The organism is Klenkia terrae (genome assembly GCF_037083865.1).
GTDB lineage: Bacteria > Actinomycetota > Actinomycetes > Mycobacteriales > Geodermatophilaceae > Klenkia > Klenkia terrae.
Window position 1 is genome coordinate 53,113 of sequence record NZ_JBAPLV010000017.1, and the last position, 26,351, is coordinate 79,463.

At 74.2% G+C, this 26,351-nt stretch carries 24 protein-coding genes; 11 read left to right on the forward strand and 13 right to left on the reverse strand.

Annotated elements, in window-relative coordinates:
- Positions 1–195: 195 nt before the first annotated feature.
- Positions 196–1,902: a chromosomal replication initiator protein DnaA gene (gene dnaA / locus UXQ13_RS15635; RefSeq protein WP_336392521.1), complete on the reverse strand. Its 1,707-nt coding sequence runs from the start codon at positions 1,900–1,902 to the stop codon at positions 196–198.
- 636 nt (positions 1,903–2,538) lie between these two features.
- On the opposite strand from dnaA, the gene rpmH reads away from it, so the two are divergent.
- The 8 genes from rpmH to UXQ13_RS15675 all read left to right on the forward strand — a co-directional run bounded on the left by rpmH (position 2,539) and on the right by UXQ13_RS15675 (position 8,125).
- A complete protein-coding gene (gene rpmH / locus UXQ13_RS15640; RefSeq protein WP_040338882.1) occupies positions 2,539–2,676 on the forward strand; it encodes a 50S ribosomal protein L34 in 138 nt (45 codons plus the stop codon).
- Between the two features lies 1 nt (position 2,677).
- Positions 2,678–3,049 (forward strand): ribonuclease P protein component, encoded by a 372-nt coding sequence (gene rnpA / locus UXQ13_RS15645; RefSeq protein ID WP_225233711.1) that lies wholly within the window; start codon positions 2,678–2,680, stop codon positions 3,047–3,049.
- Positions 3,046–3,411, forward strand: coding sequence for a membrane protein insertion efficiency factor YidD (yidD, locus tag UXQ13_RS15650; protein WP_336392522.1), 366 nt, complete (start codon positions 3,046–3,048; stop codon positions 3,409–3,411). Before rnpA ends, yidD begins: the two co-directional genes overlap by 4 nt.
- Positions 3,404–4,495, forward strand: a complete 1,092-nt coding sequence (yidC, locus tag UXQ13_RS15655) for a membrane protein insertase YidC (RefSeq protein WP_225236049.1) — start codon at positions 3,404–3,406, stop codon at positions 4,493–4,495. Before yidD ends, yidC begins: the two co-directional genes overlap by 8 nt.
- Positions 4,496–4,573: 78 nt before the next feature.
- Positions 4,574–5,239: a Jag family protein gene (locus UXQ13_RS15660; protein WP_225233710.1), complete on the forward strand. Its 666-nt coding sequence runs from the start codon at positions 4,574–4,576 to the stop codon at positions 5,237–5,239.
- Positions 5,236–5,910: a 16S rRNA (guanine(527)-N(7))-methyltransferase RsmG gene (rsmG, locus tag UXQ13_RS15665; RefSeq protein ID WP_336392523.1), complete on the forward strand. Its 675-nt coding sequence runs from the start codon at positions 5,236–5,238 to the stop codon at positions 5,908–5,910. The genes UXQ13_RS15660 and rsmG overlap by 4 nt, the downstream gene beginning before the upstream one ends.
- Before the next feature lie 137 nt (positions 5,911–6,047).
- Entirely contained in the window at positions 6,048–7,103 is a 1,056-nt protein-coding gene (locus UXQ13_RS15670) for a ParA family protein (protein ID WP_225233708.1), read from the forward strand.
- Positions 7,100–8,125 carry a ParB/RepB/Spo0J family partition protein gene (locus tag UXQ13_RS15675; RefSeq protein WP_225233707.1) on the forward strand — a complete coding sequence of 342 codons (1,026 nt, stop codon included), beginning with the start codon at positions 7,100–7,102 and terminating at the stop codon, positions 8,123–8,125. Before UXQ13_RS15670 ends, UXQ13_RS15675 begins: the two co-directional genes overlap by 4 nt.
- 17 nt (positions 8,126–8,142) lie before the next feature.
- Here the strand turns inward: UXQ13_RS15675 and UXQ13_RS15680 are convergent, their stop codons facing one another.
- The 9 genes from UXQ13_RS15680 to UXQ13_RS15720 all read right to left on the reverse strand — a co-directional run bounded on the left by UXQ13_RS15680 (position 8,143) and on the right by UXQ13_RS15720 (position 20,030).
- A complete protein-coding gene (locus tag UXQ13_RS15680) occupies positions 8,143–9,099 on the reverse strand; it encodes a D-alanine--D-alanine ligase family protein (RefSeq protein ID WP_225236048.1) in 957 nt (318 codons plus the stop codon).
- A gap of 5 nt (positions 9,100–9,104) precedes the next feature.
- A complete protein-coding gene (locus UXQ13_RS15685; RefSeq protein ID WP_336392524.1) occupies positions 9,105–10,508 on the reverse strand; it encodes an aminotransferase-like domain-containing protein in 1,404 nt (467 codons plus the stop codon).
- Positions 10,509–10,566: 58 nt separating this feature from the next.
- Positions 10,567–11,682 (reverse strand): N-acetylmuramoyl-L-alanine amidase, encoded by a 1,116-nt coding sequence (locus UXQ13_RS15690; RefSeq protein ID WP_225233705.1) that lies wholly within the window; start codon positions 11,680–11,682, stop codon positions 10,567–10,569.
- A 174-nt stretch (positions 11,683–11,856) separates the two neighbouring features.
- Positions 11,857–12,183, reverse strand: coding sequence for a thioredoxin (gene trxA / locus UXQ13_RS15695; protein ID WP_225233704.1), 327 nt, complete (start codon positions 12,181–12,183; stop codon positions 11,857–11,859).
- 53 nt (positions 12,184–12,236) lie between these two features.
- The gene (trxB, locus tag UXQ13_RS15700) at positions 12,237–13,268 is read right to left on the reverse strand and encodes a thioredoxin-disulfide reductase (RefSeq protein ID WP_225233703.1); all 1,032 of its coding nucleotides are present in this window, start codon (positions 13,266–13,268) and stop codon (positions 12,237–12,239) included.
- 32 nt (positions 13,269–13,300) lie between these two features.
- A complete protein-coding gene (locus tag UXQ13_RS15705; RefSeq protein ID WP_336392525.1) occupies positions 13,301–14,899 on the reverse strand; it encodes a protein kinase family protein in 1,599 nt (532 codons plus the stop codon).
- A gap of 64 nt (positions 14,900–14,963) precedes the next feature.
- On the reverse strand, positions 14,964–17,153 hold the full coding sequence (murJ, locus tag UXQ13_RS15710) for a murein biosynthesis integral membrane protein MurJ (protein ID WP_225233701.1): 2,190 nt from the start codon (positions 17,151–17,153) through the stop codon (positions 14,964–14,966).
- Positions 17,150–19,480, reverse strand: a complete 2,331-nt coding sequence (locus UXQ13_RS15715; RefSeq protein WP_336392526.1) for a DUF6049 family protein — start codon at positions 19,478–19,480, stop codon at positions 17,150–17,152. The genes murJ and UXQ13_RS15715 overlap by 4 nt, the downstream gene beginning before the upstream one ends.
- Before the next feature lie 73 nt (positions 19,481–19,553).
- Positions 19,554–20,030, reverse strand: coding sequence for an NUDIX hydrolase (locus UXQ13_RS15720; protein WP_225233699.1), 477 nt, complete (start codon positions 20,028–20,030; stop codon positions 19,554–19,556).
- A gap of 42 nt (positions 20,031–20,072) precedes the next feature.
- Here UXQ13_RS15720 and UXQ13_RS15725 point away from each other — a divergent pair, with 42 nt between their 5' ends.
- A complete protein-coding gene (locus UXQ13_RS15725; protein ID WP_225233698.1) occupies positions 20,073–21,542 on the forward strand; it encodes a CCA tRNA nucleotidyltransferase in 1,470 nt (489 codons plus the stop codon).
- On the opposite strand, the gene UXQ13_RS15730 is transcribed toward UXQ13_RS15725, so the two are convergent.
- The gene (locus UXQ13_RS15730) at positions 21,517–22,848 is read right to left on the reverse strand and encodes an MFS transporter (RefSeq protein WP_225233697.1); all 1,332 of its coding nucleotides are present in this window, start codon (positions 22,846–22,848) and stop codon (positions 21,517–21,519) included. The genes UXQ13_RS15725 and UXQ13_RS15730 overlap by 26 nt on opposite strands.
- 96 nt (positions 22,849–22,944) lie before the next feature.
- Here UXQ13_RS15730 and UXQ13_RS15735 point away from each other — a divergent pair, with 96 nt between their 5' ends.
- Complete coding sequence (locus UXQ13_RS15735; protein WP_225233696.1) at positions 22,945–23,598, forward strand: YqgE/AlgH family protein; 654 nt, start codon at positions 22,945–22,947, stop codon at positions 23,596–23,598.
- 113 nt (positions 23,599–23,711) lie between these two features.
- On the opposite strand, the gene UXQ13_RS15740 is transcribed toward UXQ13_RS15735, so the two are convergent.
- A complete protein-coding gene (locus UXQ13_RS15740; protein WP_225233695.1) occupies positions 23,712–24,485 on the reverse strand; it encodes a hypothetical protein in 774 nt (257 codons plus the stop codon).
- A 112-nt stretch (positions 24,486–24,597) separates the two neighbouring features.
- On the reverse strand, positions 24,598–25,677 hold the full coding sequence (locus UXQ13_RS15745; RefSeq protein WP_225233694.1) for an inositol-3-phosphate synthase: 1,080 nt from the start codon (positions 25,675–25,677) through the stop codon (positions 24,598–24,600).
- A gap of 213 nt (positions 25,678–25,890) precedes the next feature.
- Between UXQ13_RS15745 and UXQ13_RS15750 the strand changes: the two genes are divergently transcribed.
- Positions 25,891–26,301 carry a DUF5318 family protein gene (locus UXQ13_RS15750; protein ID WP_225233693.1) on the forward strand — a complete coding sequence of 137 codons (411 nt, stop codon included), beginning with the start codon at positions 25,891–25,893 and terminating at the stop codon, positions 26,299–26,301.
- The last annotated feature ends 50 nt before the right edge of the window (positions 26,302–26,351 follow it).

Genomic DNA, 26,351 nt, shown 5'->3' on the forward strand with positions numbered 1-26,351 from the left:
CCTCTCTCCCGCCTGGACCCCCGGGTCCGTCCCCAGCACACCCGTCCGGGGGACGGACCCGGGGAGAAGCTGGGTACGGAGGCGGTCGACATGGGGATCCGGTCTCCCCAACCTGTGCACAGCTCTGGGGACAACCGGCCTTGTCGACTCCCCCGCACGCGCTGCGCGCGCACGGGGCCCCTGGGACATGGCCGGTTACTGCCTCGCGCGGCTCTTGATGCGGGCGGTGAGCTCGGTGACCTGGGTGTAGGTGGCCCGGCGCTCGCCCATGAGGCCGGTGATCTTCTTGACCGCGTGCATGACCGTGGTGTGGTCCTTGCCGCCGAACGAGGCACCGATCCGGGGCAGCGACAGCTCGGTCAGCTCGCGGCACAGGTACATGGCGATCTGCCGGGCGTTGACCAGCGTGCGGGAGCGGTTGGCGCCCTGCAGCTCCTCCATCGTCACGCTGAAGTACTCGGCGGTGGCGGCCATGATGATCGCCGCGGTGATCTGCGGGCCCTGCTCGTCGCTGATCAGGTCCTTGAGCACCAGCTCGGCCAGGGCCAGGTCGACGGGCTGCTTGTTCAGGCTGGCGAAGGCGGTGACCCGGATCAGCGCGCCCTCGAGCTCGCGGATGTTGGTCTGCACCTTGCTGGCGATGAACTCCAGCACCGGGTCCGGCGCCTGCAGCCGCTCGCCGTAGGCCTTCTTCCGCAGGATCGCGATGCGGGTCTCGAGGTCCGGCGCCTGGACGTCGGTGATCAGGCCCCACTCGAAGCGGGTGCGCAGCCGGTCCTCCAGGGTCGTCAGCTTCTTCGGCGGACGGTCCGAGGTGATGACGATCTGCTTGCTGGCGTTGTGCAGCGTGTTGAAGGTGTGGAAGAACTCCTCCTGGGTGCGCTCGGCGCGCTCCAGGAACTGGATGTCGTCGATCAGCAGGAAGTCGATGTCCCGGTAGCGACGGCGGAAGTCCTCGGCCCGGCCGGAGTGCACCAGGTTGATGAACTCGTTGGTGAACTCCTCGGTGGAGACGTACCGGACCCGGACGTCGGGGAACATCCGCGCCGCGTAGTGCCCGATCGCGTGCAGCAGGTGGGTCTTGCCCAGCCCGGAGTCGCCGTAGACGAACAGCGGGTTGTAGGCCCGGGCCGGCGCCTCGGCGACCGCGACCGCCGCGGCGTGGGCGAACCGGTTGCTGTTGCCGATGACGAAGCTGTCGAAGACGTACTTGGGGTTGAGCCCGAGGTCGCCGCCGCCGGAGCGGCGGTCGTTGCCGAACTGGGACGGCGCACCGTCGCCGGACCGGCGGCCGCGGGTGCCCTGGTCGGGCGACCCGGTGTCGTCGGCGTCCCAGGGAGCGGGCCGGCGGGGATCGGAGCGCGGGGAGTCCCAGGGGGCACCGTTGCCGCGGGACCAGTCGCGGCCGTCGCCGGACTCGGGCAGCCAGACGTCGCTGCGCGGGGCGTCGGTGCGCACCCCGAAGGCGCTGCGGCCGTCGTCGAGCTGGGCCCGGGCGGCCCGGTCCTCGGCGTCCCGGTCCCGCTCGGCGCGCTCGCGGGCGTCGGCGTCGCGCTGGTCGCGGTCGGCGCGCTCCTCGCGGTCCCACCCGGGACGGCGGGGCTCGTCGAGCACCGGTGCCGGGTCGGCCGCCGGGGCGGGCGGTGCGTCCTCGAGCTGGACGGCGACCTTGGTGTCCCGGCCGAACTCCGCGGTCAGCGCCTCCGTGAGGGCGGTGCGGATCCGCGACTCGAGCACCGTCTGGGTGAACTCGTTGGGGGCGGCGAGCACGAACACGCCCTCCACCAGGCCCAACGGCCGGGTCAGGTTGAGCATGGCGTTCTGCTGGCGGGTCAGGTCGCCGGCCAGGCGTTCCCGGATCCGGTCCCAGACCGGCCCCAGTTCGCTGGTGGTGTCGGCCATCGACTCCTGTCCCCTTCCGTCCCCGTGGTGCCTGCTGCCCGTCCCCCGTGCGGCCCGCCGTCCCCGGTCGGGTCCACCGCTGTGGACCGGGGCAGGCAGCCAGGTCCACACCGCTGTCCACAGAGTGTGGACGACGGGTGGGGACGTGCTGTGGTCGATGGTGGCCCGGCCGGCGTCCTGCGAACGATCCGCCCAGCTCAGCGAGCTGTGGGTGGGTGTGGAACGAACCGGGTGCCGGGTGCGGTCCGAGGCTGTGCAGACCGCCTCCCGAGACCGTTCCGACCGGGGCCGAGCGAGGCGACGCTAACAGCACCGTCCACAGGCGGGCAACGACATCGGTGTGGTTCCACCGGGCCGGTCCGGGGCCCCGCGGGCACCCCGGCCGGGTCCTGCCGACCCCTCCCCGTCGCCCGTCCGCCGCAGGTCACGCCGACTCGGCTATGCTCTGGGACGTCTGTGGACAGCGGACGGTCGCAGCGTGCCCGGCACGCGGTCGACCGGACGTGGCCGCAGCACCACCAGCCTCGGTGCGGGCAGGGGTCGCGACAGCACGTCGTGCGTGACCCCCGACCTGCACCGCCGCGTGACCACCTCGACCGGTGGTCACCGCCTCGTCGTCGTCAGTGGGAGTCCCTCGTGAGCAAGCGCACGTTCCAGCCGAACAACCGTCGCCGGTCCAAGACCCACGGCTTCCGGCTCCGGATGCGCACCCGCGCCGGCCGCGCCATCCTTGCCGGCCGTCGCCGCAAGGGCCGCGAGAAGCTCTCCGCCTGACGTGCTGCCTGCGCAGGCCCGCCTGCGCCGGCGTCCGGAGTTCACCGTGGTCGTCCGCTCCGGCCGGCGTGCCGGGCGCCCCACCATGGTGGTGCACTACCTCCCCGAACGGCCCGTCGTCCTGGACGGGGGTCCCAGCGACCCCCCGAGCGGACCGCGGGCCGGTTTCGTCGTGGGCAAGACGGTCGGCAACTCGGTCTGCCGGCACCGGGTGACCCGGCAGCTGCGGCACCTGGTGCGCGAGGAGCTGCACCGGTTGCCGGCCATGGCCGACCTCGTCGTCCGGGCCCGTCCCGAGGCGGCCGGTGCCGACATCGGCACCCTGCGACGCGACCTCACCCGGGGCCTCGACCGGGTGCTGGACCGGCCGTGACCATCGCCTCCCGGGCGCTGCTCGGCCTGATCGGCTTCTACCGCCGCGGCATCAGCCCGCTGCTGGGGCCGCGCTGCCGGTTCACCCCCACCTGCAGCGAGTACGCGCAGGAGGCGGTGCAGGTGCACGGCGCCGCCCGCGGTGCCGGGCTGGCCGTGGTGCGGATCGCCAAGTGCGCCCCGTGGCACCGCGGCGGCATCGACCTCGTCCCGCCCCGCCGGTCCCCCGGAACCGCCCAGCTGCTCCACTCGTCGGACACAGCGACGACCACCACCCCGGCGGAGTCCCGGCCCTGCCCCCCGATCCCGGCGGAGTCTCGGCCCTGCCCCCCGACCCCGCCCTCGGAGGCCCGCGTTGCTTGACTGGCTGTACACCGCGATCGCGTGGGTGATGAAGCAGTGGCACGCACTGTTCTCCACCTTCCTCGACCCGGCCGGCGGCATCGCCTGGGCGCTGTCGGTGGTCATGCTGGTGGTGACGATCCGCATCCTGCTGTTCCGCCTGTTCGTCAAGCAGGTCAAGAGCCAGCGGGCGATGCAGGAGATCCAGCCCGAGATCCAGAAGCTGCGCAAGCAGTACGGCTCGGACAAGCAGGGCTTCAGCCAGGCCATGATGGCCATGCAGAAGGAGCGCGGGGTCAACCCGCTGGCCGGCTGCCTGCCGATCCTGCCGCAGATCCCGATCTTCATCGGCCTCTTCCACGTGCTGCGGCGCATCGCGCCCGGCAAGGAGGGCCTGTACAGCTGGGACTTCGACCTCACCCAGCAGGCCGCCAGCGCCAAGTTGTTCGGTGCGCCCATCGCGGCGTCGTTCAACATGATGGAGCCGAAGAAGAGCGCGATCCTCGCGCTCACCGACGGCAGCTACACCAACATCCGCATCGTGGCGATGATCTTGATCATCATCATGTGCTTCACGACCTTCTACACCCAGAAGCAGATCCAGAAGCGTTCCGGCCCGGTCGAGGGCCAGGCCGCCACGATCCAGAAGCTGCTGCTCTACGGCATGCCGATCAGCCTCTTCGTCTCCGGCTTCTTCTTCCCGATCCTGGTGCTGCTGTACTGGTTCACCAACAACCTGTGGACCCTGGGCCAGCAGTTCTACATCCTCAAGGCCCTGCCGCCGCCCGGGTCCCCCGCCGCGCTGGCGAAGGCCGAGGCCGAGCGCCCCAAGGTCGACCCGAAGCTGCTCGCCCCCAAGCCGGGCGCCAAGCCGGTCCGGCCCCGCAAGGGCCCTGCGGCCCCCACCGCGGGCCCGAGCAGCACCGTCGACGCCGACGAGGACGCCGGGACCACCGCGCCGTCCACCGACGCCGTCGCGGACAGCAGCAGCGGGTCCGGCGAGTCCGGCACGGGCGCGACCCGGGCGGGCGGCGGGTCGAGCCGACCGCGGGCCACCGGCGGGACGGCCGGTCCGGCCAACCGCGGCAAGCGCCGACGCCGCTGACCCACCGGGCGCGGTCGTCGCGCCCCCTCCCACCTCCGGGCACGCCCCGGCCGCCGGCACCGTCGTAGGAGACACCTCGTGAGCACACCGCAGAGCAGCACCGACACCGCCGCCGACGACGTCGTCGTAGACGTCCCCGCCGACGCACCGGCCGACGCCGACACCGGCACCGTCCTGCCCGACCCGGACCCGGTCGACGCCGACGCGGTGGTCGAGCCGGTCGACGTCGTGGAGACCGACGAGGACTCCGACGACAGCGACGACGAGGACGACGACGAGGTCGACGACCTGCTGGTGCAGGAGGGCGACGTGGCCGGTGACTACCTGGAGCGGCTGCTCGACATCCTCGACGTGGACGGCGACATCGACCTCGACGTCGAGGGCGACCGCGCCTCGGTCGCCGTCGTCGGCGGTGAGCTGCGGACCCTGATCGGGCCCGACGGCGCCACGCTCGAGGCGCTGCAGGAGCTCACCCGGCTGGCCGTGGCGCAGTCCACCGGCACCCGCAGCCGGCTGATGCTCGACATCGGCGGCTTCCGGGCCAAGCGCCGGGCCGACCTCACCGAGCTGGCCGGCCAGGCGGCGTCGCGGGTCGCGGCCAGCGGCACCTCGGAGCGGCTCGCGCCGATGAACCCGTTCGAGCGCAAGGTCGTGCACGACGTCATCGCCGCCGCCGAGGGCGTGCGCAGCGAGTCCGAGGGCGAGGAGCCGAACCGCCGCGTCGTGGTCCTGCCCGCCTCGTGACCGACCCGCAGCCCCCCGGGGACCGGCCGCTCCCCGAGCTGCCGGTCGAACCGCCGTCGGCGGCGGCGGCCTTCGGGGACCGGCTGCCCGCGGCCCGGCGCTTCGTGGAGCTGCTCGCGACCGACGGGGTGGTGCGCGGTCTGATCGGCCCGCGCGAGGTGCCCCGCCTCTGGGAGCGCCACGTGCTCAACAGCGTCGCGGTCGCCGAGGCGGTGCCGCACGGGGCGCGTGTGGTGGATGTGGGCAGTGGGGCAGGGCTGCCGGGGATCCCCCTGGCGTTGGCCCGGCCGGACCTGGCGATGACGCTGGTGGAGCCCATGGCCCGCCGGGTCGAGTTCCTGGGTGACGTGGTCACCGACCTCGGGGTGGACTGGCGGGTGGTCCGCGGGCGGGCCGAGGAGCGCTCGGTGGCGCGCGCCGTCGGCGAGGTCGACGTGGTGACCGCGCGGGCCGTCGCGCCGCTCCCCCGCCTGGTCGGCTGGGTGCGCGGACTGCTGCGCCCGGGTGCCCAGCTGGTGGCGATGATCGGCAGCTCGGCGGCGGCCGAGGTCCCGGCGATGCTGCCCGAGCTGGCCGCGGCCGGCATGCGGGACGTCGAGGTGCGCGCCGTGGGCGCTGCGCTCGGTGAGGCCGCCACCCAGGTCGTCGTCATGACGCGCGGGGGCCGCTGAGCGATGGGTCTGGGTCGACTCGTCGACCCGTAGGCTGACCGTGGAACACGTCCACGGCCGGCGTTTCACGTGGAACTGACAGCAGCTTCCCGCTCGGCGTTCCACGTGGAACACCAGCGGGCGAGGAGGACTTCGGCATGACGGACCCGGGCGAACGGCTGCGCAGCAGTCTGGCCGCCGATCTCCCGCCGCCGGTCGCCGAGTTCGACAGCCCCATCGCGATGGAGGCCATGCGGGCCACCCGGGTGCTGCACGCCGGTGACCAGGACCCGTTCCCGGCACCGGGCCGGATCCGGGTGGTGACCATCGCCAACCAGAAGGGCGGGGTCGGCAAGACGACCTCGACGGTCAACCTGGGTGTCGCGCTGTCGCTGTTCGGGCTCCGCGTCCTCGTCATCGACCTCGACCCGCAGGGCAACGCCAGCACCGCCCTCGGTGTCGACCACGTGGTCGGGACGCCGTCGATCTACGACGCCCTGGTCGGCGAGTCGACGCTCGCCGAGGTCACCCACCCCACCACCGCCTCCCCCAACCTGCGCTGCGTCCCGGCCACCATCGACCTGGCCGGGGCGGAGATCGAGCTGGTCAGCGTGGTCGCCCGGGAGCACCGGCTGCGCCGGGCCATCGAGGCGCACCTGCACGCGCTGCCGGCCGAGGAGCGCCCGCACTACGTGCTCATCGACTGCCCGCCGTCCCTGGGCCTGCTCACGCTGAACGCCCTGGTGGCCGGGGACGAGGTGCTCATCCCCATCCAGTGCGAGTACTACGCCCTGGAGGGCCTGGGTCAGCTGCTGAGCAACATCGAGCTGGTCCGGGCGCACCTCAACCCGGGCATCTCGGTGAGCACCATCCTGCTGACGATGTACGACGGCCGGACCAAGCTGGCCGACCAGGTCGCCGACGAGGTGCGCAACCACTTCGGCGAGCTGGTGCTGTCCTCGGTCATCCCGCGCAACGTGCGGGTCAGCGAGGCCCCCGGCTACGGCCAGTCGGTGCTGACCTACGACCCGGGCTCCCGGGGGTCGACCAGCTACGTCGAGGCCGCCCGCGAGCTGGCGGTCCGCGGCGCGGAGCTCGGTCCCCTCGTCCCCGTCCAGCCCGCACCGGCGGCTGCCCCACCCACCGCGGCGCCGCCGCTGAACGCGCTCGTCCTCGGTCAGTCCGTGGCGACCCATCCCCAGGAGAACTCATGAGCAAGCGTGGCGGTCTCGGCCGGGGCCTGGCGGCCCTCATCCCGACCAGTGCGCCGGCACCGACGGCCACCCCGGCGGCCCGCGCCGCCGAGGCGGTCGAGGCCGCGGCCGAGCGGGCCGCCGCCGGCCTGGAGCCGGTGTCGACACCGGCGCTCACCCCGGTCGCCGACCTGCCGACCGACGTCGTCGGCGTCCCCGGTGCGTCGCTGCGCGAGGTGGCCGTCGGGGACGTCGTCCCCAACCCCAAGCAGCCTCGGTTGGTCTTCGACGACGAGGCGCTGGAGGAGCTGACCCACTCCGTCAAGGAGTTCGGCCTGCTGCAGCCCATCGTGGTCCGCGAGCGGGCCGAGGGCGGCTACGAGCTCATCATGGGCGAGCGCCGGCTGCGCGCGGCCCGGGCCGCCGAGCTGGAGACGGTGCCGGCGATCGTCCGGGACACCTCCGACGACGCGATGCTGCGCGACGCCCTGCTGGAGAACATCCACCGGGTGCAGCTCAACCCGCTCGAGGAGGCCGCGGCCTACCAGCAGCTGCTGCAGGAGTTCGGCGCCACCCACGAGGAGCTGGCCAGCAAGATCGGCCGCAGCCGCTCGCAGGTCACCAACACCATCCGGCTGATGAAGCTGCCGGTGAAGGTGCAGACCCGGGTCGCCGCCGGCGTGCTGTCGGCCGGGCACGCCCGCGCCCTGCTCGGCCTGCCGACCAACGAGGCGATGGACGCCCTGGCCACCCGCATCGTGGCCGAGGGCATGAGCGTGCGGGCGACCGAGGAGGCCGTCGCCCTCGCCGTGGCGCACCAGCCGGAGGCCAAGCGGAAGTCCGGGCGCACCATCACCGCCCCCGGTGTCGAGGACCTGGCCTTCCGGCTCTCCGACGTCTTCGAGACCAAGGTCAAGGTGCAGATCGGTCGGGCGAAAGGCCGGATCGTCGTCGAGTTCGGCTCGGTGGACGACCTGCAGCGGATCGTGGGCATGATGGCCCCCGACATCACCGGCCGCAGTCAGCCCCCGGCGCAGGGCTGATTGCGTCACTGACGCAATCAGCCGCGGGCGGCGGCCTGGCGGAGCAGGGTGGTCAGGACGTCGCCGAGCCGGTGCCCGGCGGCCTCGACCGCCATCGGGAACATCGACGTCTCGGTGAGCCCGGGTGACACGTTCACCTCGAGGAAGTGCACCGCGCCGTCGGCGTCGACGATCAGGTCGGTCCGCGAGAGGTCGGCCAGGCCGAGCTCCTCGTGCACGGTGACCGCGACCTCGGCCGCCCGGCGGGCCACGTCGTCCGGGACGCGGGCCGGCGTGTGGTACTCGGTCAGGCCCGGGGTGTAGCGCGAGGTGTAGTCGAAGACGCCGGACTCCGGCACGATCTCCACGGCGGGCAGCGCGCGCGGCCCCTCACCCAGGTCGACCACCGAGACGGCCAGCTCGATGCCCTCGACGAACCGCTCGACCAGCACCGTGTCGCCGTAGGCGAAGCAGCTGACCATGGCGGCCGGCAGGTCCTCCACCCGGCTGACCTTCTGGGCGCCGAGCGCGGAGCCGCCCGAGGCGGGCTTGACCATCAGCGGCAGCCCCAGCCGCGCGACGATGAGGTCCAGCACGGCGCCGGCCCCCAGCTCGCGGAAGGTCGAGTGCGGCAGCGCCACCCAATCCGGGGTGGTCACCCCGGCCGACCGGACGACGGACTTCGCGGCCGGCTTGTCCCAGGCCAGCCGGCAGGCCGCGGCCGGTGAGCCCACGTAGGGCACCCCCGCCAGGTCCAGCACCGCGCGGACGGCGCCGTCCTCGCCGGTGGAGCCGTGCAGCGCGATGAACACCGCGTCGGCCGGGGCGGCGGCCAGCCCGGGCAGCAGGTCGCCGTCGGCGTCCCGCAGCTCGGCGTCCAGGCCGGCCCGCAGCAGCGCCTCCACCACCTGGGTGCCCGAGGAGAGGCTGACCTCCCGCTCGAACGTCAGCCCGCCGGCCAGCACGACGGCGCGCAGCAGGTCGGTCTCGGGCATCGCGGTCACGGCTGGTCCCCGATCTGGTCGGTCGACGCCGGGCCGGCCAGCTCGGCGACCTCGGGCGTGCGGGGGCGGTCGGAGCTGCGCCCGACGGTGCGGAACGAGCCGGTGTCGACGCCGTCGAAGGTGGAGTGCAGGTCGAGCTCGGCCTCCACCACCCGGGCCAGCCGGCGCACGCCCTCGCGGATCTGGTCGGGCTCGGGGTAGCAGTAGGACAGCCGCATGTACTCCTTGCCCTGGCCGTCGGCGTAGAAGCCGATGCCGGGCACGTAGGCCACGTGGGCGCTGACCGCGCGGGGCTGCATGAGCTTGGCGTCCAGGCCGCGGGGCAGCTTGAGCCACACGTAGAACCCGCCGTCCGGGCGGGTCCAGGTGGTGCCCGGCGGCATCAGGGCGGCCAGCGAGTCCAGGCAGGCGTCGCGGCGCTCGCGGTAGAGCTCGATGAAGGTCTTGATCTGCTGCTGCCAGGGCTGGGTGTCCAGGTACCGGGCGACCGCGTACTGGGTGAGCGAGGGCGGGCACAGCACCTGCGCCTCGGTGGCCAGCACGAGCTTCTCGCGCACGGCGAGCGGCGCGAGCACCCAGCCCACCCGCAGGCCCGGGGAGAAGGTCTTGGAGAACGAGCCCAGGTAGATGACCCGCTCGGACTCGCGCGCACGCAGGGCCCGCATCGGCTCCCGGTCGAAGCCGAGCAGCCCGTAGGGGTTGTCCTCGACGACGAGCAGGTCGTACCGGTCGGCGATCTCCATGACCTTGCCGCGGCGCTCCTCGGAGAGCGTGATGCCGGCCGGGTTGTGGAAGTTGGGGATCGTGTAGAGGAACTTGACCTTGTCGCCGCGGGCGCGGCACTCGATCAGCGCGTCCTCCAGCGCCTCGGGCACCAGGCCGTCGTCGTCCATCAGCACGTGCTGCACCCGGGCCTGCGCGGCCTGGAAGACTCCGAGGGCACCGACGTAGGACGGCGCCTCGGCCAGGATCACGTCGCCGGGGTCGACGAAGACCCGGGTGACCAGGTCCAGGCCCTGCTGGGACCCGACGGTGACCACGACCTCCGACGGCGAGGCGTCGGTGATGCCCTCCAGCGCCATGACGTCGCAGATCCGCTCGCGGAGCCGCGGGTCGCCCTGGCCGGAGCCGTACTGCAGCGTCTGGGCGCCCATGCCGGAGACCAGCTCGCCGATCATGGAGCCGACAGCGTCCAGCGGCAGCGCGGTGACCGCGGGCATGCCGCCGGCCAGCGACACCACCTCGGGCCGGCTGACGACGGAGAACAGGGCCCGGATCTCCGAGCTCTTCATGCCGTGGGTGCGGGCGGCGTAGCGGTCGGCCAGCGGGTCCAGCCGCGGGTGACGCGCCGGCACCGGGACCGACGCGCCGACCGAGGGGTCAGGCGTCAGGGAGGACATCACCGGAGTCTAGGAGATGCAGCTGACGAAACCCGTGCACGGCCGGGCCTGCCGCCGACTAAGCCGGGGTGGACAGCTGGTAGGTGCCGGTCGGCGGGTCGGCCTCGGCGGGCAGGAACAGCCGCTGGACGGCGGCCAGCACGCTGGAGGCCACGGTGCTGCGCAGCCGGGCGTCGAGCAGCAGCTGCCGGTCGACCGGGTGCGACAGGTAGCCGCAGTCCAGCCGGATGGCCGGCATCCGGGTCAGCCGCAGCAGGTCCCACGTCTTGGCGTGCGAGCCGCAGTCGAGCATCCCGGTGCGGGCGATGACCTCGCGGCGGAGCAGGTTGGCGAACTCCTCGCCGACGGTGGAGGAGACCCCCGAGCCGGTGCCGTAGTAGTAGCTGGCCACGCCGCGGGCGTGCCGGGAGCCGTGCGCCTCCATGTGCAGGGAGACGAACAGGTCGGCGCGGGCGGAGTTGGCGAACGCCGTCCGCTCGGCCAGCGAGGGACCGCCGCGTCGTCCGCGGGTCAGGTAGACCGTCGCGCCCGCCGCGGCCAGCCGGCCCTCGATCCGGGAGGCGAGGTCGAAGACCAGGTCGGACTCGGTGGTCTCCCCCGCGGTGAACCCGGTGTCGTCGCCGCCGTGGCCGGGGTCGATGACGATGACCCGGCCGATCAGGTGCGGGCCGGACTCCACCAGCGAGGCGCTCTGCCGCAGCAGCTGCGGGCGGCCGCCGGTGACCCGCCGGCCCAGCTGCCGCAGGGCGCGCATGGTGCCCGGACCGCACGTGCCGTCGACGGTCAGGCCGTAGTCGCGCTGGAAGCCGCGCAGGCCCGACTCGGTCTCCGCGCCCAGGATGCCGTCGGCCCGGCCGGCGTCGTAGCCCAGCTCGAGCAGCCGCTCCTGCAGGTTCTGCACGTCGTCCCCGCGCATCGGGCGCTCGGGGTCGTACCGCAGCAGCCGGTCCCCCAGCGACCAGCGGGCCTCGGTCAGCGCCCGGTAGGTCTCCTCGCCGACCCGGCCGTCCACCGACAGCCCGCGCACCTGCTGGAAGTGCCGGACCGCCAGGGCGGTGGCCTCGTCGTACACGTCGGCGCCGTCGGGACCGGCGGTCAGCAGCCCGAGGCCGCGCAGGGCTGCCTGGACCTCCACGACGGCCGGGCCGGCACTGCCGGGTTGCAGGATCTGCACGCGGGGGACGCTCCCAGGGATAGGTGGTGCGGTGAACACCGATTGTGGTCCCCGCCGTGCGGTACGGCGAGGGCGGGGAGGGAGACCACGGTGTCCCCCACGACGAACGAGCCCGCCGCGGGCCCCCTGAGGGGGACCTGCGGCGAGCTCGTCCGCCGAGGTGAGGTGCTCGACCTAGATGTAGTCGGCCAGGTCGGAGAGGATCGCGCCCTTCGGCTTGGCGCCGATGATGCTCTTGACCGGCTTGCCGCCCTGGAACACCGTCATGGTCGGGATCGACATGACCTGGTAGTCGCGGGCGATCTGCGGGTTCTCGTCGATGTTGAGCTTGGCGATGGTGAGCTTGTCGCCGTGCTCGGAGGCGATCTCCTCCAGCACGGGGGCGACCATCTTGCACGGACCGCACCACTCGGCCCAGAAGTCGACGAGCACGGGCTTGTCGCTGCCGAGCACGTCGGCGGCGAAGCTGTCGTCGGTGACCTTCACGGTGTTGCCTGCCATGGGGATGGCTCCTTCGGTTGGTTGGTGCTGTGGTCCGGGAGGTGCGGGGAGGGTCAGCGCTCGTCGAAGGTGTCGGCGAGCCAGCGCTCGGCATCGATCGCGGCCGCGGCACCGGTGCCGGCCGACGTGATCGCCTGCCGGTAGATGTGGTCGACCACGTCGCCGCAGGCGAAGACGCCGTCGACGTTGGTGCGGGTGGTCGGGTGCTCGACCTGGATGTAGCCCTCGTCGTCCAGCTTGAGCTGGCCGGCGAAGATCTCGCTGCGCGGGTCGTGGCCGATGGCCACGAACAGGCCGGACACGTCCATCGACTCGGTGGAGCCGGTCTCGGTGTCGGTCAGCGTGATCGACTCGACCTGGTTGTCGCCGTGCACGTCGGTGACCTGCTTGCCCAGCGCCCAACGGATCTTCTCGTTGTCCTGCGCCCGCTTCTGCATGATCTTGCTGGCCCGCAGCTCGGGCCGGCGGTGCACCACGGTCACGGACTTGGCGAACCGGGTGAGGAAGGTGGCCTCCTCCATCGCCGAGTCACCGCCGCCGACGACGACGATGTCCTGGTCGCGGAAGAAGAACCCGTCGCAGGTGGCACAGGCGGACACGCCGTGGCCGAGCAGCCGGGCCTCGTTCTCCAGGCCGAGGTACCGGTACTTGGAGCCGGTCGCCACGATCACCGCGTGCGCGAGGTGGGTCTCCCCGCCGACCTTGACCACCTTGGGGGTGGCGGTGAGGTCGACCTCGGTGACGTCGCTGGGCACCAGCTCGGCGCCGAAGCGCTCGGCCTGGGTGCGCATGTCGTCCATCAGCTGGGGGCCCTGGATGCCCTCGGGGAAGCCGGGGAAGTTCTCGACCTCGGTGGTGGTCATCAGGGCGCCGCCGAACTGGCTGCCCTCGAACACCAGCGGGTGCAGGTTCGCGCGGGCGGCATACGTGGCAGCGGTGTACCCGGCGGGGCCGGACCCGATGATGATCAGGTCGCGGACGCCGTCGTGCTCGGCCGGCGGGATCGTGGCCGGCGGCTGACCGGGGTCGCCCGGGGCCGAGGCCGCGGGGCCGGGAGTGGGCTGGTTCGTCGTCACGGGCGGCACAACGACCAGCCTAGGGGGAGCATTCCCCGGGGTCAGCCGGCCGCCACGGGGGCGACCTCGGCGACGTCGGCGCTGAAGCCCTCGTCGCCCTGCACCAGGCCGGTGACCCAGATCAGCACATAGCGGGTGGTGACCGGCTCGGCGAAGGCCAGGTCGTCGGTGCCGGTGAGCTGGCCCTGCGCCCCGACCGCGAAGGAGTCCAGGTCGCCGTCGGTGCCGTCGCCGGTGCGGACCTCGACCGTGGCGCCGGCGGTGCCGGTGACGGTGACCCCGGACAGCACCTGCTCCGAGCCCAGGTCGTAGACCACGCCGACCCCGGGCTTGAGGTTGCCGAAGTCGGCGGAGCCCCGGTAGTTCAGGGTCGACCAGGCGGTGCCCGGGTCGCCGTCGTAGGACAGCGGGACCTCGTCGTCGTTCTCCGGTTCGCCGTCGCCGAAGGGGTCGAACACCTGGGCGGTGCTGACCTGCAGCGGGGTGCCGGCCGCGGTGCCCGGGTCGGCCGCGCTCTCCTCGGCAGCCGGGGCGGAGCTGCCCGGCGTGGAGCCCTGCACGTCGTCGACGCTGCTGGCCGCGGAGATCACGTTGTTGCCCAGCCACCAGCCGGCGGCGATGACCATCGCCAGGGCCAGCAGCGGGAGCCCGACGACCACCAGCTTGCGGCGCCAGCTGGAGGCGGTCGGCCCGTCGTCGACGACGTCGGCCTCGTCGTCGGCGTAGGAGGAGGCCCAGTCCAGCTCGTCGTCCTCGGCGGTGTCCTCCACCAGCTGCGGGACCGGCGGGTAGTCACGGGGGGACAGCGGGACCGGCGCCTCGGACCGCGCGGCGGGCCGGTCGACGACGGCGGCGTCCTCGGCGTCCCGGCGGTCGCGCAGCTTGCGCAGCCACCCGCTCTCGGACTCGTCGCCGCGCACGGCGTGGTGCGGGTCGGTGTTGCCGGAGCGGGGGCGGTCGCCGAGCAGCGCGGCCATCGCGGCGACGCTGGACAGCGCGGTCCCGGGCTCGGTGGAGCGGGCGCGGCGGACCAGCGCAGCGAGGTCGGGCTGCACGATGACCGGCGGGGTGACCCCGGGCTCGTCACCGCGCCGACCGGTCAGGCACAACTCCAGGAGCGCACCGAGGGCGGCGACGTCGCCCGGCACGGTGCCCTCGGCGGCCGGGACGGCGAGCAGGCCGACCAGGCCACCGGGCCGCAGGACGACGTGCTCGGGGGTCAGCCCGCCGACGGCGAGGCCGACCCGGTGCGCCTCGGCCACGCCCTCGGCCAGCCGGCGGACGACGGTGCGCGCCTCGCGCTCGGGCAGCGGGCCGGACTCCAGGCGCTCGGCCAGGGTCTGCCCGTCGATCCACTCGTTGACCACGTAGGCCGCGGGGCTGTCGTCCGGGGTGCCCTCGGCGGCGTCGTAGACCATCGACAGGGCCGGGGTGGCCAGGCCGCCGGCGGTCAGCGCGCGGCCGATCCAGGCGCGGGCCGCGGGACCACCCGGGGTGTGCACGCGCAGCGCGACGTCCCGGTTGAGCACGCGGTCACGGGCGCGCCAGGACCGGATGACCCCGGTCGGGGTGGGCTCGTCGGGAGCGAGCTGGTCGATCGGGCGGTAGCGGTCGGGCAAGCCGGTGGTCGTCGACGTCACGGACGCTGCCGACCTCCTGTGTCCCCTGCCGGCACCACGCGCGCCGGTCGCGGAGCCGGGGTGGTCATCGCCGTGCCCCGCCCAGTCTCGCCCGGACGGCGGCGAGCGGACCCGCGATCTCGGGGACACCCACCAGCACGACGCCGACCACGACCACGACGCCGATGACCAGGCTACCGACCAGGAGGGTCAGGAGCGAACCGATCACGGAGGTACCCACCAGACCGCCGAGCAGGTGCACCGCACCCCACCCGACCAGGGCCGCGACCACCGAGACCGCGGTCAGCTTCAGCACCGGCCCCGCGGCGTCGCCGGTACGCATCTCCCCCAGCCGCCGGCGCAGCGCCAGCGCCCCGACGGCCCAGCCGGCCAGGTAGGTGATCGACGTGGCGACCATGAGGCCGGCGACCACGTGCTCGGGGCTGACCACCGCCGGCACGGCCAGCAGGAGCGGCACCCGGACGGCGACCATCGCGATCTGGATCAGCGTGGGGGTGCGGGCGTCCTTCATCGCGTAGAAGACCCGCAGCTGGAGCAGGGTGACCGCCATCGGCAGCAGGCCGAAGGCGCCGACGGCGAGGGCCGTGCCGATGGCGCGCGCCTCGTCCGCGGACGTCTGGCCGTGGCCGAAGCCGACGGTGGCCAGGGCCGGGCCGAGCACCAGGAGCAGCGCGGTGACCGGCAGCAGGCCGACGGCCGACAACCGCATGCCCAGCGACAGGTCCGCGGCCACGCCGGGCACGTCCTGCCGGCTCGCGGCCCGGCTCATCCGGGGCACCAGAGCGGTCAGCAGCGCCACCCCGATGATCCCGTAGGGCATCTGGAAGAGCAGGCTGGCGATGGAGAAGGCGCCGGGCCCCAGCCCGCCGTCGTCGGCGGCGGCGTAGGCGACCCGGGTGGCGACGAGCACGCCGACCTGGCTGATCGCGACGTAGGCGATCACCCACAGCCCCAGCGTCCCGGCCTCGGCGAGCCCGGTGCCCCGCAGCCCCCAGCGGGGCCGCAGCGGGACGCCGACCTTGCGCAGCTGGGGCACCAGCACCAGGGCCTGGACGGCGATGCCGAGCGTGGTGCCGCCGCCGAGCAGCCAGACCTGGGTGTCGGTGATGGTCACCGGGGTGAGGTCGCCCGGCCCGCCGGCGAGGACGAAGAGCACGGCGGTGGCGATCACCACGACGTTGTTGAGCACCGGGGCCCAGGCCGGCCAGCCGAACACCCCGCGCGCGTTGAGGATCGCGGTGGCCAGCGCCCCCAGGCCGTAGAAGACGATCTCCACCAGCAGGATGCGGGCCAGCCAGGTCGCCAGGGCGACCTGCTCCTCGCCGCCGCTGACCCCGTAGGCGCGGGTCAGCACCGGGGCGAGCGCGACGGCGGCGACCGTCATCACCACGAGCCCGGCCATCGCGACGGTGGTCAGCCGTTGCGCGTACCGGACGCCGCCGTCGGGGTCGCGCTCCTGGGCGTGCACGAGCAGCGGGACGATGACCGAGGTCAGGACCCCGCCCAGCAGCAGCTCGTAGACGATGTTGGGCAGCGTGTTGGCCACGGTGTAGGCGTCGTTGACCGCCGCCACGCCCAGCACGACGGCGAGCACGACGGTGCGGGCCAGCCCGGTGACCCGGGAGACCAGGCTGGCCACGGCCATCGTGCCGGCGGCGCGGAGGATGCCGCGGCTGCCGCCCGGGGTTCCCTCGCGGGCCTCGACGGTGCCGGTGTCTTCGTCCTCCGACGGCGCGGGCACCGGCGGCAGGACCGGGATGACCTGCGTGTCGTCGGGTCCCGGCACGAACCGGGTGCGGAAGGAGACCTGCTCGCCCGAGCGGGTGCGCGGCCCGGCCACCGGCGGCTGCACGGCGGGCTGCGGCGGGAGCGGCGGGGGCTGCGGTGCGCGCGGCTGCACGGGCGCCGGCCGGGACGGGGGGGCCAGCGCGGCACCCAGCGGGCTGGCCCGGGTGCCCGGGTTGCGGCCGGTGCCGTCGGTCGGCGGCGGCGTCCGGCGCTGCTGCGGGAACGCCGGGTCGTCGGTGGTCGGGTGCCCGGCCAGCGCGCTGGCCGACGGGGCGGCCAGCGGAGGGGGGACGGCGCCGTAGGGCGCCGGCGGGAGCGGCCGGGACGCTGGTCGGGCTGGCCGCGCGGAGGGCTGCTCCCCGCTGCGCCGCTCGGCCTCGGCCCGCTCGACGATCTCGGCCACGGAGGGGCCCTCGCCGGAGTGCGCGGCCGGCGGGCTGTCGGGCCGGTGGTCGTCGCCGCTCACACCGGGCTCCGGGTGGGCGGTGCGGCGGGCGGCGCGGTGGGTGCGTCGTCCGCACCGGGCAGGGCGTCGTCCTCGACCGGGCCGGGTTCACCGCGCCGGCGGCGCAGCACGAAGCGCACCAGCCGGCGCAGGAACAGGAGGGCCAGCAGCGCGGCCGCGCCGAGGGTGATGACCAGGGTGATCGGGCCGTAGGCGGTGCTGCTGACCCGCAGCTCCACCTGGGTGCCCAGCTGCCCGCCGGCCGGGGTGGCCAGTCGGGCGACGACGGTGAAGCTGCCGGACTGGCGGACCGACGTCGGCACCTGCACGACGGTGCGGGAGTCCGGTTCCAGGCGTCGGTCGGAGACCGGGTCGGCGTCGAAGCCGACCCCGCTGCGGGTCTGCAGGTCCAGGGTGACGGTGACCGCGAAGGGGAGGTCGTTGCGGACGGTGAGCACCAGCGGGGCGTCGCTGGAGGCCAGGCTGTAGGTGCCGTCGGCCGGGGCCACGAGGCCCACCCGGCCGCGCAGCCCGGTCAGGGTCTGCTGCAGGTCGGTGGTCCGTGCGGTGAAGCCGGACGGGTCGCCCCGCCAGGCCGCCGACGACGCGCGGGCGATCGCCGCGTCGTACCCGGCGAGGACGACGCCGGCGTCGTCGACCGCGGCGGCGAAGTCGTCCCGGATCGCGACCGCCTCGGCGACCGTGGCCAGCCCGACGCCGGACAGCTGCCCGTCGCCGGTCGGCGCCACGAGGGCGCCGGCGTCGGCCACCGGCCCCCGGGTCAGGTCGTCGACCGAGACCGCGGCGAGCCAGGGCTCGGAGGCGGTGTCGGCCATCATCGCCGTCGCCCAGCTGGGATCGGCCTGCACCTCGCGCGGCGGCACGACCAGCACGGTCTGCGCGACGGCCGGGTCGACCGCGGCGAGCTGGCTGGTCAGCACGCCGAGCTCGGCGAGGTAGCGCTGCTCGACGACCCGGGCCCCGCCGGCGGTGGTGTCCGCCGCCGCCACGACGTCGCCCAGGGCACCGTCGGCCACCAGGGTGGTGAGCGTGTCCGCCCCGGTGGTCACCGGCACCCGCGCGGCGGCGGCGCGGCCGGTCCGCCCCACCGCGGCCGCTGCGTCGGCGTAGGCGCCCTGGCCCAGGACGAGCTCGCCGACGCCGCCGGCCCGGAGCGTGGCCAGGGTGTCGGGGCGGACCGTGCCGCCGGCCGGCCACGCCAGGTCGGTCCGCGGGGTGACGTCCAGGGCGTCGGCGAGGATCCGGGCCCCGGCGCCGGTGTCGGTGTCCTCGTCGTCCGCGGGTGCGGTGGGGGCGGCGGTCGGGGTGGCCACCGGGTCGCCCTGGGCGTCCAGCGGCTGGGACGCGGTGCCCTCGGGGGTGCCGGGCAGCGATCGGGTGACGACGGCGGGTAGCCCCGCGGCCTGGAGGGCGTCGGCGTCCACGTCGGCGTACGGCAGCGCCACGACCGGGTGAACGCTGGCCAACGCCCGGAGCCGCTCGAGCCAGTCGGCGGCGGCCGTCACGCCCTGGCCGGTCGCGCCGGCGACGGTGTAGCCGGCCGCCATGGCGGTGACCTCCTCGACGAGGGCCGGGTCGACGGCGAGGGTGACCGGCACGGTCCGGCCGCCGTCGGGCAGGTCCTCCAGCACGTCCAACGCCCGGTCCAGCCGGCCGTCGGCCGAGATCTCGCCGGCCAGGTCGTCGTCGACGAAGGCACCCGCGGCGTCGCGGTGCGGCCGCTCGGTGAGCGGCCACAGCCAGGCGACCGACGTGCGGCTGGTGGTCGAGGCGGCGGCGACCAGGTAGGTGGACAGCTCACCGACCCGCTCGACGAGCCCGTTGCGGGTGCCGTTGACGTTGACCAGCACCGGGTACACGCCGTCCTCGACGATGCCCAGGTCGGCGGCGGTGGCGGTGTAGCCCAGCGGGATCGAGTCCCCGGGCTCCAGCACGCCGACTTGCGGGGAGAAGGGTGCCTGGGCGGCGTCGCCGGCCGACGGGGTGGCCGCGTCGTCGGCGAGCTCCTGCCGGCTGGTGAGCCGGTCGCCGCGCTGCAGGCGGACCGTGATGTCGGTGATCGTGTCGTCGCCGTCGTTGGTCAGCGTGCCCACCAGCTGGATAGTGCTGTCGGGCCGGACGGTGCGCGGCTCCAGGCTGGTGAGGGAGACGCCGACGGGGCCGGTCGAGGGGGTCGCCGCCGGGTCGTCCCCGGGCGCGGCGGACGCGGTGCCGGCCGGCAGCAGCAGCGCGCCGAGGACGGCGACGACGACGGCCGCGAGCACGGCGGCCCGCCGCGGGGCTGGGGTCACGGGGCGGACGCCGCCGCCGGTGGCCCGCCGCCTCACGACATCTCCTCGCTGGCGCTCGGCGCTGCCGCGGGCGGGCCTGCTGTGTCCGTGCGGGGCCTGGTGGACCCGGTCACGCGGTGTCGGCCAACAGCCCGGGGGCGCGCTCGACCAGGGCCCGCTCGTCGGCGTAGGCCAGCCGGCTGGACAGCTCGGTCAGCGGGACCCAGGCCACCTCGGTGACCTCGACGTCCTCGTCGGACAGCTCGCCGCCGGTCGCCCGGAGCAGGAAGTGGTGCACGGTCTTGTGCACGCGCCGGCCGTCGGCGACGAACCAGAAGTCGATGATGCCCAGCGGTGCCACGACCACGCCCTGGATGCCGGTCTCCTCGGCGACCTCGCGGACCGCGGTGTCCTCCGGGGTCTCGCCTGCCTCGATGTGCCCCTTGGGCAGCGACCAGAGCAGGCGACCGCGGCGGTCGGTGCGGCCGATCAGCGCGGCGCGGGGGCCGGTGCCGTCGTCGTCGGCGACCACCAGGCCACCGGCCGAGGTCTCGTCGACCCGGCGCAGACGTCGGCCCGGGCGCCGTCGTCCGCCCGTCGGAGCCATGCCTGCAGGGTAGCGCGACCGGCGTCGGTAGCCTGGGCGGTCGTGTCCGACCAGCCCGCGCGCCCCGACCCCGAGCCGGTCCCCGCAGCCGTCCAGCAGACCGTCCGCGAGCTGGTCGACCTGACCCCCGTCCTCGGCCTGGTCGGCGAGCGCTTCACCGCGGCCGGGCACGAGGTGCACCTGGTCGGCGGGTCGGTCCGGGACGCGCTGCTGGCCGCCGGCTCCGGCGTGGGGCGTATCGGCGACCTGGACCTGACGACGTCGGCCACCCCGGAGCAGACCCTGGCGGTGCTGGACGGGCTGGCGAGTTCCACGTGGAACACCGGCATCGCGTTCGGCACGGTCGGCGCCGAGGTCCGCGGCGAGCGGCTGGAGATCACCACCTACCGCGCCGACCGCTACGACCGGGAGTCCCGCAACCCCGAGGTCGCCTGGGGCAGCTCGCTGGTCGACGACCTGGCCCGGCGCGACTTCACCGTCAACGCCATGGCGATCTCGCTGGGGCCCGACCGCACCGTCACCGACCCCTTCGGCGGCCTGGGCGACCTGCTGGCCGGTCGGCTGCGCACCCCGGGGCGGGCGGAGGACTCCTTCGCCGACGACCCCCTCCGCATGCTGCGCGCGGTGCGCTTCGTCGCGCAGCTGGGCCTGGCCCCGGCACCCGAGGTCGTGGGGGCGATGATGGCCCTGGCGCCAGAGCTGGGCCGGATCACCGCCGAGCGGGTGCAGCAGGAGTTCTCCCGCACGCTGCTCAACCCGGCCCCGCGCGCGGCGCTGGAGCTCTTCGTGTCGACCGGGCTGGCCGACGTGGTCCTGCCCGAGCTGGCCGCGCTGCGCATGGAGATCGACGAGCACCACCAGCACAAGGACGTCTACACGCACTCGCTGACCGTGCTGGACCAGGCCATCGCGCTGGAGGAGCCGGGCACCCCGCCGGACCTCGTGCTGCGGCTCGCGGCCCTGCTGCACGACATCGGCAAGCCGGCCACCCGCCGGCACGAGGAGCGCGGCCGGGTCTCCTTCCACCACCACGAGGTGGTCGGGGCCAAGCTCGTGCGCAAGCGGCTGCAGGCGATGAAGTACTCCAAGGAGATCGTGGAGCAGGTCGCCCGGTTGACCTTCCTGCACCTGCGGTTCCACGGGTACGGCTCGGGCGAGTGGACCGACTCCGCGGTCCGCCGGTACGTCACCGACGCCGGCGAGCTGCTGCCGCGGCTGCACAAGCTGGTCCGCTCGGACTCCACGACCCGCAACAAGCGGCGCGCGGCGATGCTGTCGGCGACCTACGACTCGCTGGAGCAGCGGATCCGGGAGCTGTCCGAGGCCGAGGACCTGGCCCGCGTCCGCCCCGACCTGGACGGCAACCGGATCATGGAGCTGCTCGAGATCTCCCCCGGCCCCGACGTCGGCGCCGCCTGGCGGTTCCTCAAGGAGCTGCGCCTGGAGCGCGGCCCGGTCGACCCGGAGACCGCCGAGGCCGAGCTGCTCAGCTGGTGGCGCTCCCGGGGCTGAGCGGCACCGCCGCACCGCGCCCCCGGGTCCCCACGAGCCCGTTGGCCACGGCGGTGGCGAGGTAGAGGACGGCGACCACGACCAGCGCCGGCACGCTGGTGCCCGACGCCGGCAGCACGAGGGCGGCGGTGACGACGGCGACCACGAAGGTCACGTTGAACAGGGTGTCGTAGACGGAGAACACCCGGCCGCGGAAGTCGTCGTGCACGACCTCCTGCAGGGTGCTGTCCACGCAGATCTTCACCGCCTGGCTGACGAAGCCCAGCACGAAGCCGGCCGCCACGATCGTCGGCGGGGTGAACGGCAGACCGAGCCCGAGCTGGCCCACCGCGCCGAGCAGGAGCACCCCCGTCGTCCAGCGGCCCTTGCCCCACCGCGCGACGGCGGGCGGGGTGGTGACGGCGGCCAGCAGCGTGCCGACGGCGCCGGCGGCGAGCACCTGGGCCAGACCGGGCAGGCCCACCGGGAACCAGCCGGTCGGCACCAGGCTGTTCCGGTAGAGCAGCAGCGTCAGCAGGGTCAGCAGCCCGAAGCACACCCGGTGCACCGCCATGACGGCCAGCACCCGGGTGGCCGCCGGGGACGCGAGCACGTGCCGGGCGCCGGCGAGCATCCCGTGCAGCACGTCGCGCGCGGACACCGTGGCCGTGCGCGAGGAGTGGTCGGGACCCAGGTAGGGCCGGGCGAACCCGGCGACGACCGCGGCGCCGACCAGGTACGGCGGGGCCGAGCAGAGGGCCAGCAGGGCGTAGCCGCCGTCGGACCCGCCCAGCAACGACTGCACCGCGATGGCCACCCCGCCGCCCAGCACGCCCGACACCGCGCCCGCGGTGGTGGTCAGCGCGTTGGCGGGCACCAGCTGGGGCCGTTCGCAGGTGTGCGGGAGCCCGGCCGACAACGCCGAGAGCACGAACCGGTTGACCGAGAACACCGCCAGCCCGGCCAGGTAGAACAGCGGCCCGCTGACCCCCGACCAGGTCAGCGCCGCCACACCGACGACGAGGACGGCCCGGACGCAGTTGGCCACCACCAGCACCTGCCGGCGGCTCCACCGGTCCAGCCACACCCCGGCGAACGGGCCGATCAGGGAGTAGGGCAGCAGCAGGACGGCGAACCCGGCGGCGACGTCGACCGGGTCGGCGGCCCGCTGCGGGTTGAACAGGACCGTCCCGGCGAGTGCGGCCTGGAAGACGCCGTCCCCGAACTGGGAGGCCAGGCGGGTGAGCAGCAGGCGGCGGAAGTCGGGCCGGGCAAGCAGCAGACGGGTGGTCTTCCCTCGTCCGGACCCCCGGACCCGCCCCGTCACACCCGCACCCTACGGCGGCGCGGCGCAGCTGCCCGGGTGGAGGAACCGGCACCCGGCGACCCCCCACGGCGGCCGACCTGGGGCACACTGGAGCCGATGAACGCGGTGCCCCCGTCGCCAGACCCCGACCGTCGGCCCACGGCCCCCGCCGCCGGCCGGCGGCCCCACGGCGCGTCGCCGCGGCTGACCCTCGGGGAGCCCGAGGACGTCCGGCCCGGCTGCCTGCTGGTGGCCATGCCGGTGCTGGCCGACCCCAACTTCGCCGGCACCGTCGTCTACGTGGTCGACCACTCGGCCACCGGCACGGTCGGCGTGGTGCTCAACCGGCCCAGCGAGGTCCGGATCGCCGACGTGCTGCCGGTCTGGTCGGACCTGGCGGTGGACCCGGGGGTCTTCCACGTCGGCGGGCCGTGCGAGAGCGAGACCGCGCTGTGCCTGGCGGTCACGTCGACCGGCGTCCCGGGGCTGCAGCTGGTGGGCGACGACGTGCACCTGGTCGACCTGGACGGCGACCCCGAGGAGGTGCGGTCCGCGGTCCGGGGGCTGCGGGTCTTCGCGGGGTACGCGGGCTGGTCACCGGGGCAGCTGCGCACCGAGATGGTCGAGGGCGCCTGGGCGTGCGTGCCGGGCCGGGCCGACGACGTGCTGTCCGAGGACGGCGGCGACCGGCTGTGGCACCGCGTGCTGCGCCGGCAGGCCGGGGCGCGCGCCGTGCTGAGCACCGCGGCACCCGACCCGACCCAGAACTGACGAGGGCGGCTCACCCGTCCCAGGGGTCTCGCACCGGGCGCCCGGTTCTGGCAGACTGAGCCCCGCGGGAGGGACGGTCTGGGGAAGAGACCGTCCCTCCCGTTTCGCTTCCCTCAAAACCCGAGGTCGGCGGCGATCTGGGGGTAGTCCGAGACCAGCGCGGTCTCCGCCTCGTCGGGCAGCGTGATGGTCCGCGGCCCGTGGTCGCCCAGGGTGATCGTCACGTCGAAGCTCTGGTCGGGCAGCCGCGTCGTGTACTGCAGCAGCAACTGGTCCTCCGCCGAGACGAGGATGGTCGCGCCCGTGCCGGTCTGGTACGCGGCGGCGAGCTGGCCGTTGACCGACCGCTGCCCCTGCCAGGTGTAGCCCCGCTCCAGGAAGGCGCGGGGGTCGTCGGCGGCCCGCTGGGACAGGTTGGGCACCAGCTGGACCAGCACGTCGACCAGCGACGCCGTCCCGTTGGCCTGGGTGCTGGAGATCGGGCGGCGCAGGTAGGTGGTGTCCGGCCGGCCGGCCGCGGCCAGCGCGTCGCTGAGCCCGGGGACGTCGCCGTACCAGAGGTCGGCGGTGGAGAAGAACAGCGTGCGGGTGTCGTCGGGCTGGCCGCCGCCGTAGGTGGTGACCGCCTGTGCGCTGCCGACGCCCTGCCGGAAGTCGATCTCCCCGGTGAGGGTGAGCACGGTGTTCTCGGCGTAGGGCGCGGTGACGGTGAAGTCGGCCCCGCCCTCGGTGTAGTCCCGGTGCAGCAGGCCGGCGAGGATGTCGGCCTCGTCGTCGGTGATCGGGTCGCCGGGGTTCCGGTCGGCCGCCGAGGACCCGCCGCACCCGGCCAGGAGGACGGCGACCACGGTGAGCAGGACGGCGAGCAGACGTGGACGGGCCGGCATGCCGCCACGGTAGTGCGGCACGCCGGCCCGGCTCAGGTCACCCGATGGAACGGCCTCGGTGCAGGGCCCCGTGCCGCGCGGAGCGTGGTGCGGGGGGCACCGAGGTCCTTTCTCAGCGCTCGACGGTGCCGGCGATGAAGGCCTCGACCGCGTCGCGGGCCTCGGAGTCGCTGTACTGCTCCGGCGGGCTCTTCATGAAGTACGACGACGCCGACAGGATCGGGCCGCCGATGCCGCGGTCCAGGGCGATCTTCGCGGCGCGGACGGCGTCGATGATGATGCCGGCCGAGTTCGGGGAGTCCCAGACCTCGAGCTTGTACTCCAGGTTCAGCGGGACGTCGCCGAACGCGCGGCCCTCGAGCCGGACGTAGGCCCACTTGCGGTCCGAGAGCCACGGCACGTGGTCCGACGGGCCGATGTGCACGTTGCCCTTGCCCATGTCGCGGTCGACCTGGCTGGTCACCGACTGGGTCTTGGAGATCTTCTTGGACTCCAGGCGCTCGCGCTCGAGCATGTTCTTGAAGTCCATGTTGCCGCCGACGTTGAGCTGCATGGTGCGGTCGAGCTGCACGCCGCGGTCCTCGAAGAGCTTGGCGAGCACGCGGTGGGTGATGGTGGCCCCGACCTGGCTCTTGATGTCGTCGCCGACGATCGGCACACCGGCGTCGGTGAACTTCTGCGCCCAGGCCGGCGTGCCGGCGATGAAGACGGGCAGCGCGTTGACGAAGGCGACCTTCGCGTCGATGGCGGCCTGCGCGTAGAACTCCGCGGCCTGCTGGGAGCCGACGGGCAGGTAGCAGACCAGGACGTCGGCGCCGGACTCGCGCAGCGCGGTGACCATGTCCACCGGCTCGTCGTCGGACTCCTCGACGATCTCGCGGTAGTACTTGCCCAGGCCGTCCAGGGTGGTGCCGCGCTGCACGGTCACGCCCAGCGGCGGGACGTCGGCGATCTTGATCGTGTTGTTCTCGCTGGCCACGATGGCCTCGGAGAGGTCGCGGCCGACCTTCTTGGCGTCGACGTCGAACGCGGCGACGAACTGGACGTCGGAGACGTGGTAGTCGCCGAACCGGACGTGCATCAGCCCCGGCACGGACTTCGTCTCGTCGGCGTCCCGGTAGTACTCGACGCCCTGCACCAGCGACGCCGCGCAGTTGCCGACGCCGACGATGGCGACCTTCACCGAACCCATGGGTCCTCCTCGTGCCGGCACGACGGCCGGCATTGATGTCTGTGCTGCAGGTGGTCGTGCGACCGACCCCGGCGACGCTGCCGGGTGCCCGCTGCCGGGCTCCGACGCTGGAGCTCCGCTGGCCCGCCGGGCGGGCCGTCCCGACCACCATACGAACATACGAGTTCGTTTGTCATGTCGGCGGGGGTGATCGGCGGTCGTAGGCTGGTCCGCGTGCCTCGGCGTTCGACGGTGGACTACGCACTGCGCAAGCGCGCGCTGCTGGCCGACGTCCGCTCCGGGCGCACGTCCCTGGCCGAGGTCTGCGACGCCACGCCCTACCTCACCCAGGCCGCCCGGCACCACGGCGAGGAGACCGACGAGACCTGTCCGGTCTGCAGCCGCAGGCGTCTGACCAGGGTGAACTACGTCTACGGCGAGGCCCTGGGTACGGTGGCGGGGCAGGCCAAGCGGCAGGCGGAGCTCACGCGCATGGATGCGATGCAGGACGAGTTCGCCGTCTACGCCGTGGAGGTCTGCCGCAGCTGCGGCTGGAACCACCTGGCGACCTCGTACGTCCTCGGGGCGGTGCCGGAGCCCGGCCGGGCCCGGCGCGGTACCCGTCGCCGAACCGCGAGGGACTGACCGGGCCGCCGACCTGCGCCGCGCTGTGGACGGAACGGTCCCGACCTTCC

Bases quoted from the DNA above. Each gene is read 5' to 3' on its own strand.
- dnaA (WP_336392521.1), bottom strand. From the start codon at position 1,902: ATGGCCGACACCACCAGCGAACTGGGGCCGGTCTGGGACCGGATCCGG.
- UXQ13_RS15670 (WP_225233708.1), top strand. From the start codon at position 6,048: ATGACGGACCCGGGCGAACGGCTGCGCAGCAGTCTGGCCGCCGATCTC.
- UXQ13_RS15675 (WP_225233707.1), top strand. From the start codon at position 7,100: ATGAGCAAGCGTGGCGGTCTCGGCCGGGGCCTGGCGGCCCTCATCCCG.
- UXQ13_RS15680 (WP_225236048.1), bottom strand. From the start codon at position 9,099: ATGCCCGAGACCGACCTGCTGCGCGCCGTCGTGCTGGCCGGCGGGCTG.
- UXQ13_RS15685 (WP_336392524.1), bottom strand. From the start codon at position 10,508: ATGTCCTCCCTGACGCCTGACCCCTCGGTCGGCGCGTCGGTCCCGGTG.
- trxA (WP_225233704.1), bottom strand. From the start codon at position 12,183: ATGGCAGGCAACACCGTGAAGGTCACCGACGACAGCTTCGCCGCCGAC.
- UXQ13_RS15720 (WP_225233699.1), bottom strand. From the start codon at position 20,030: ATGGCTCCGACGGGCGGACGACGGCGCCCGGGCCGACGTCTGCGCCGG.
- UXQ13_RS15735 (WP_225233696.1), top strand. From the start codon at position 22,945: ATGAACGCGGTGCCCCCGTCGCCAGACCCCGACCGTCGGCCCACGGCC.
- UXQ13_RS15740 (WP_225233695.1), bottom strand. From the start codon at position 24,485: ATGCCGGCCCGTCCACGTCTGCTCGCCGTCCTGCTCACCGTGGTCGCC.
- UXQ13_RS15745 (WP_225233694.1), bottom strand. From the start codon at position 25,677: ATGGGTTCGGTGAAGGTCGCCATCGTCGGCGTCGGCAACTGCGCGGCG.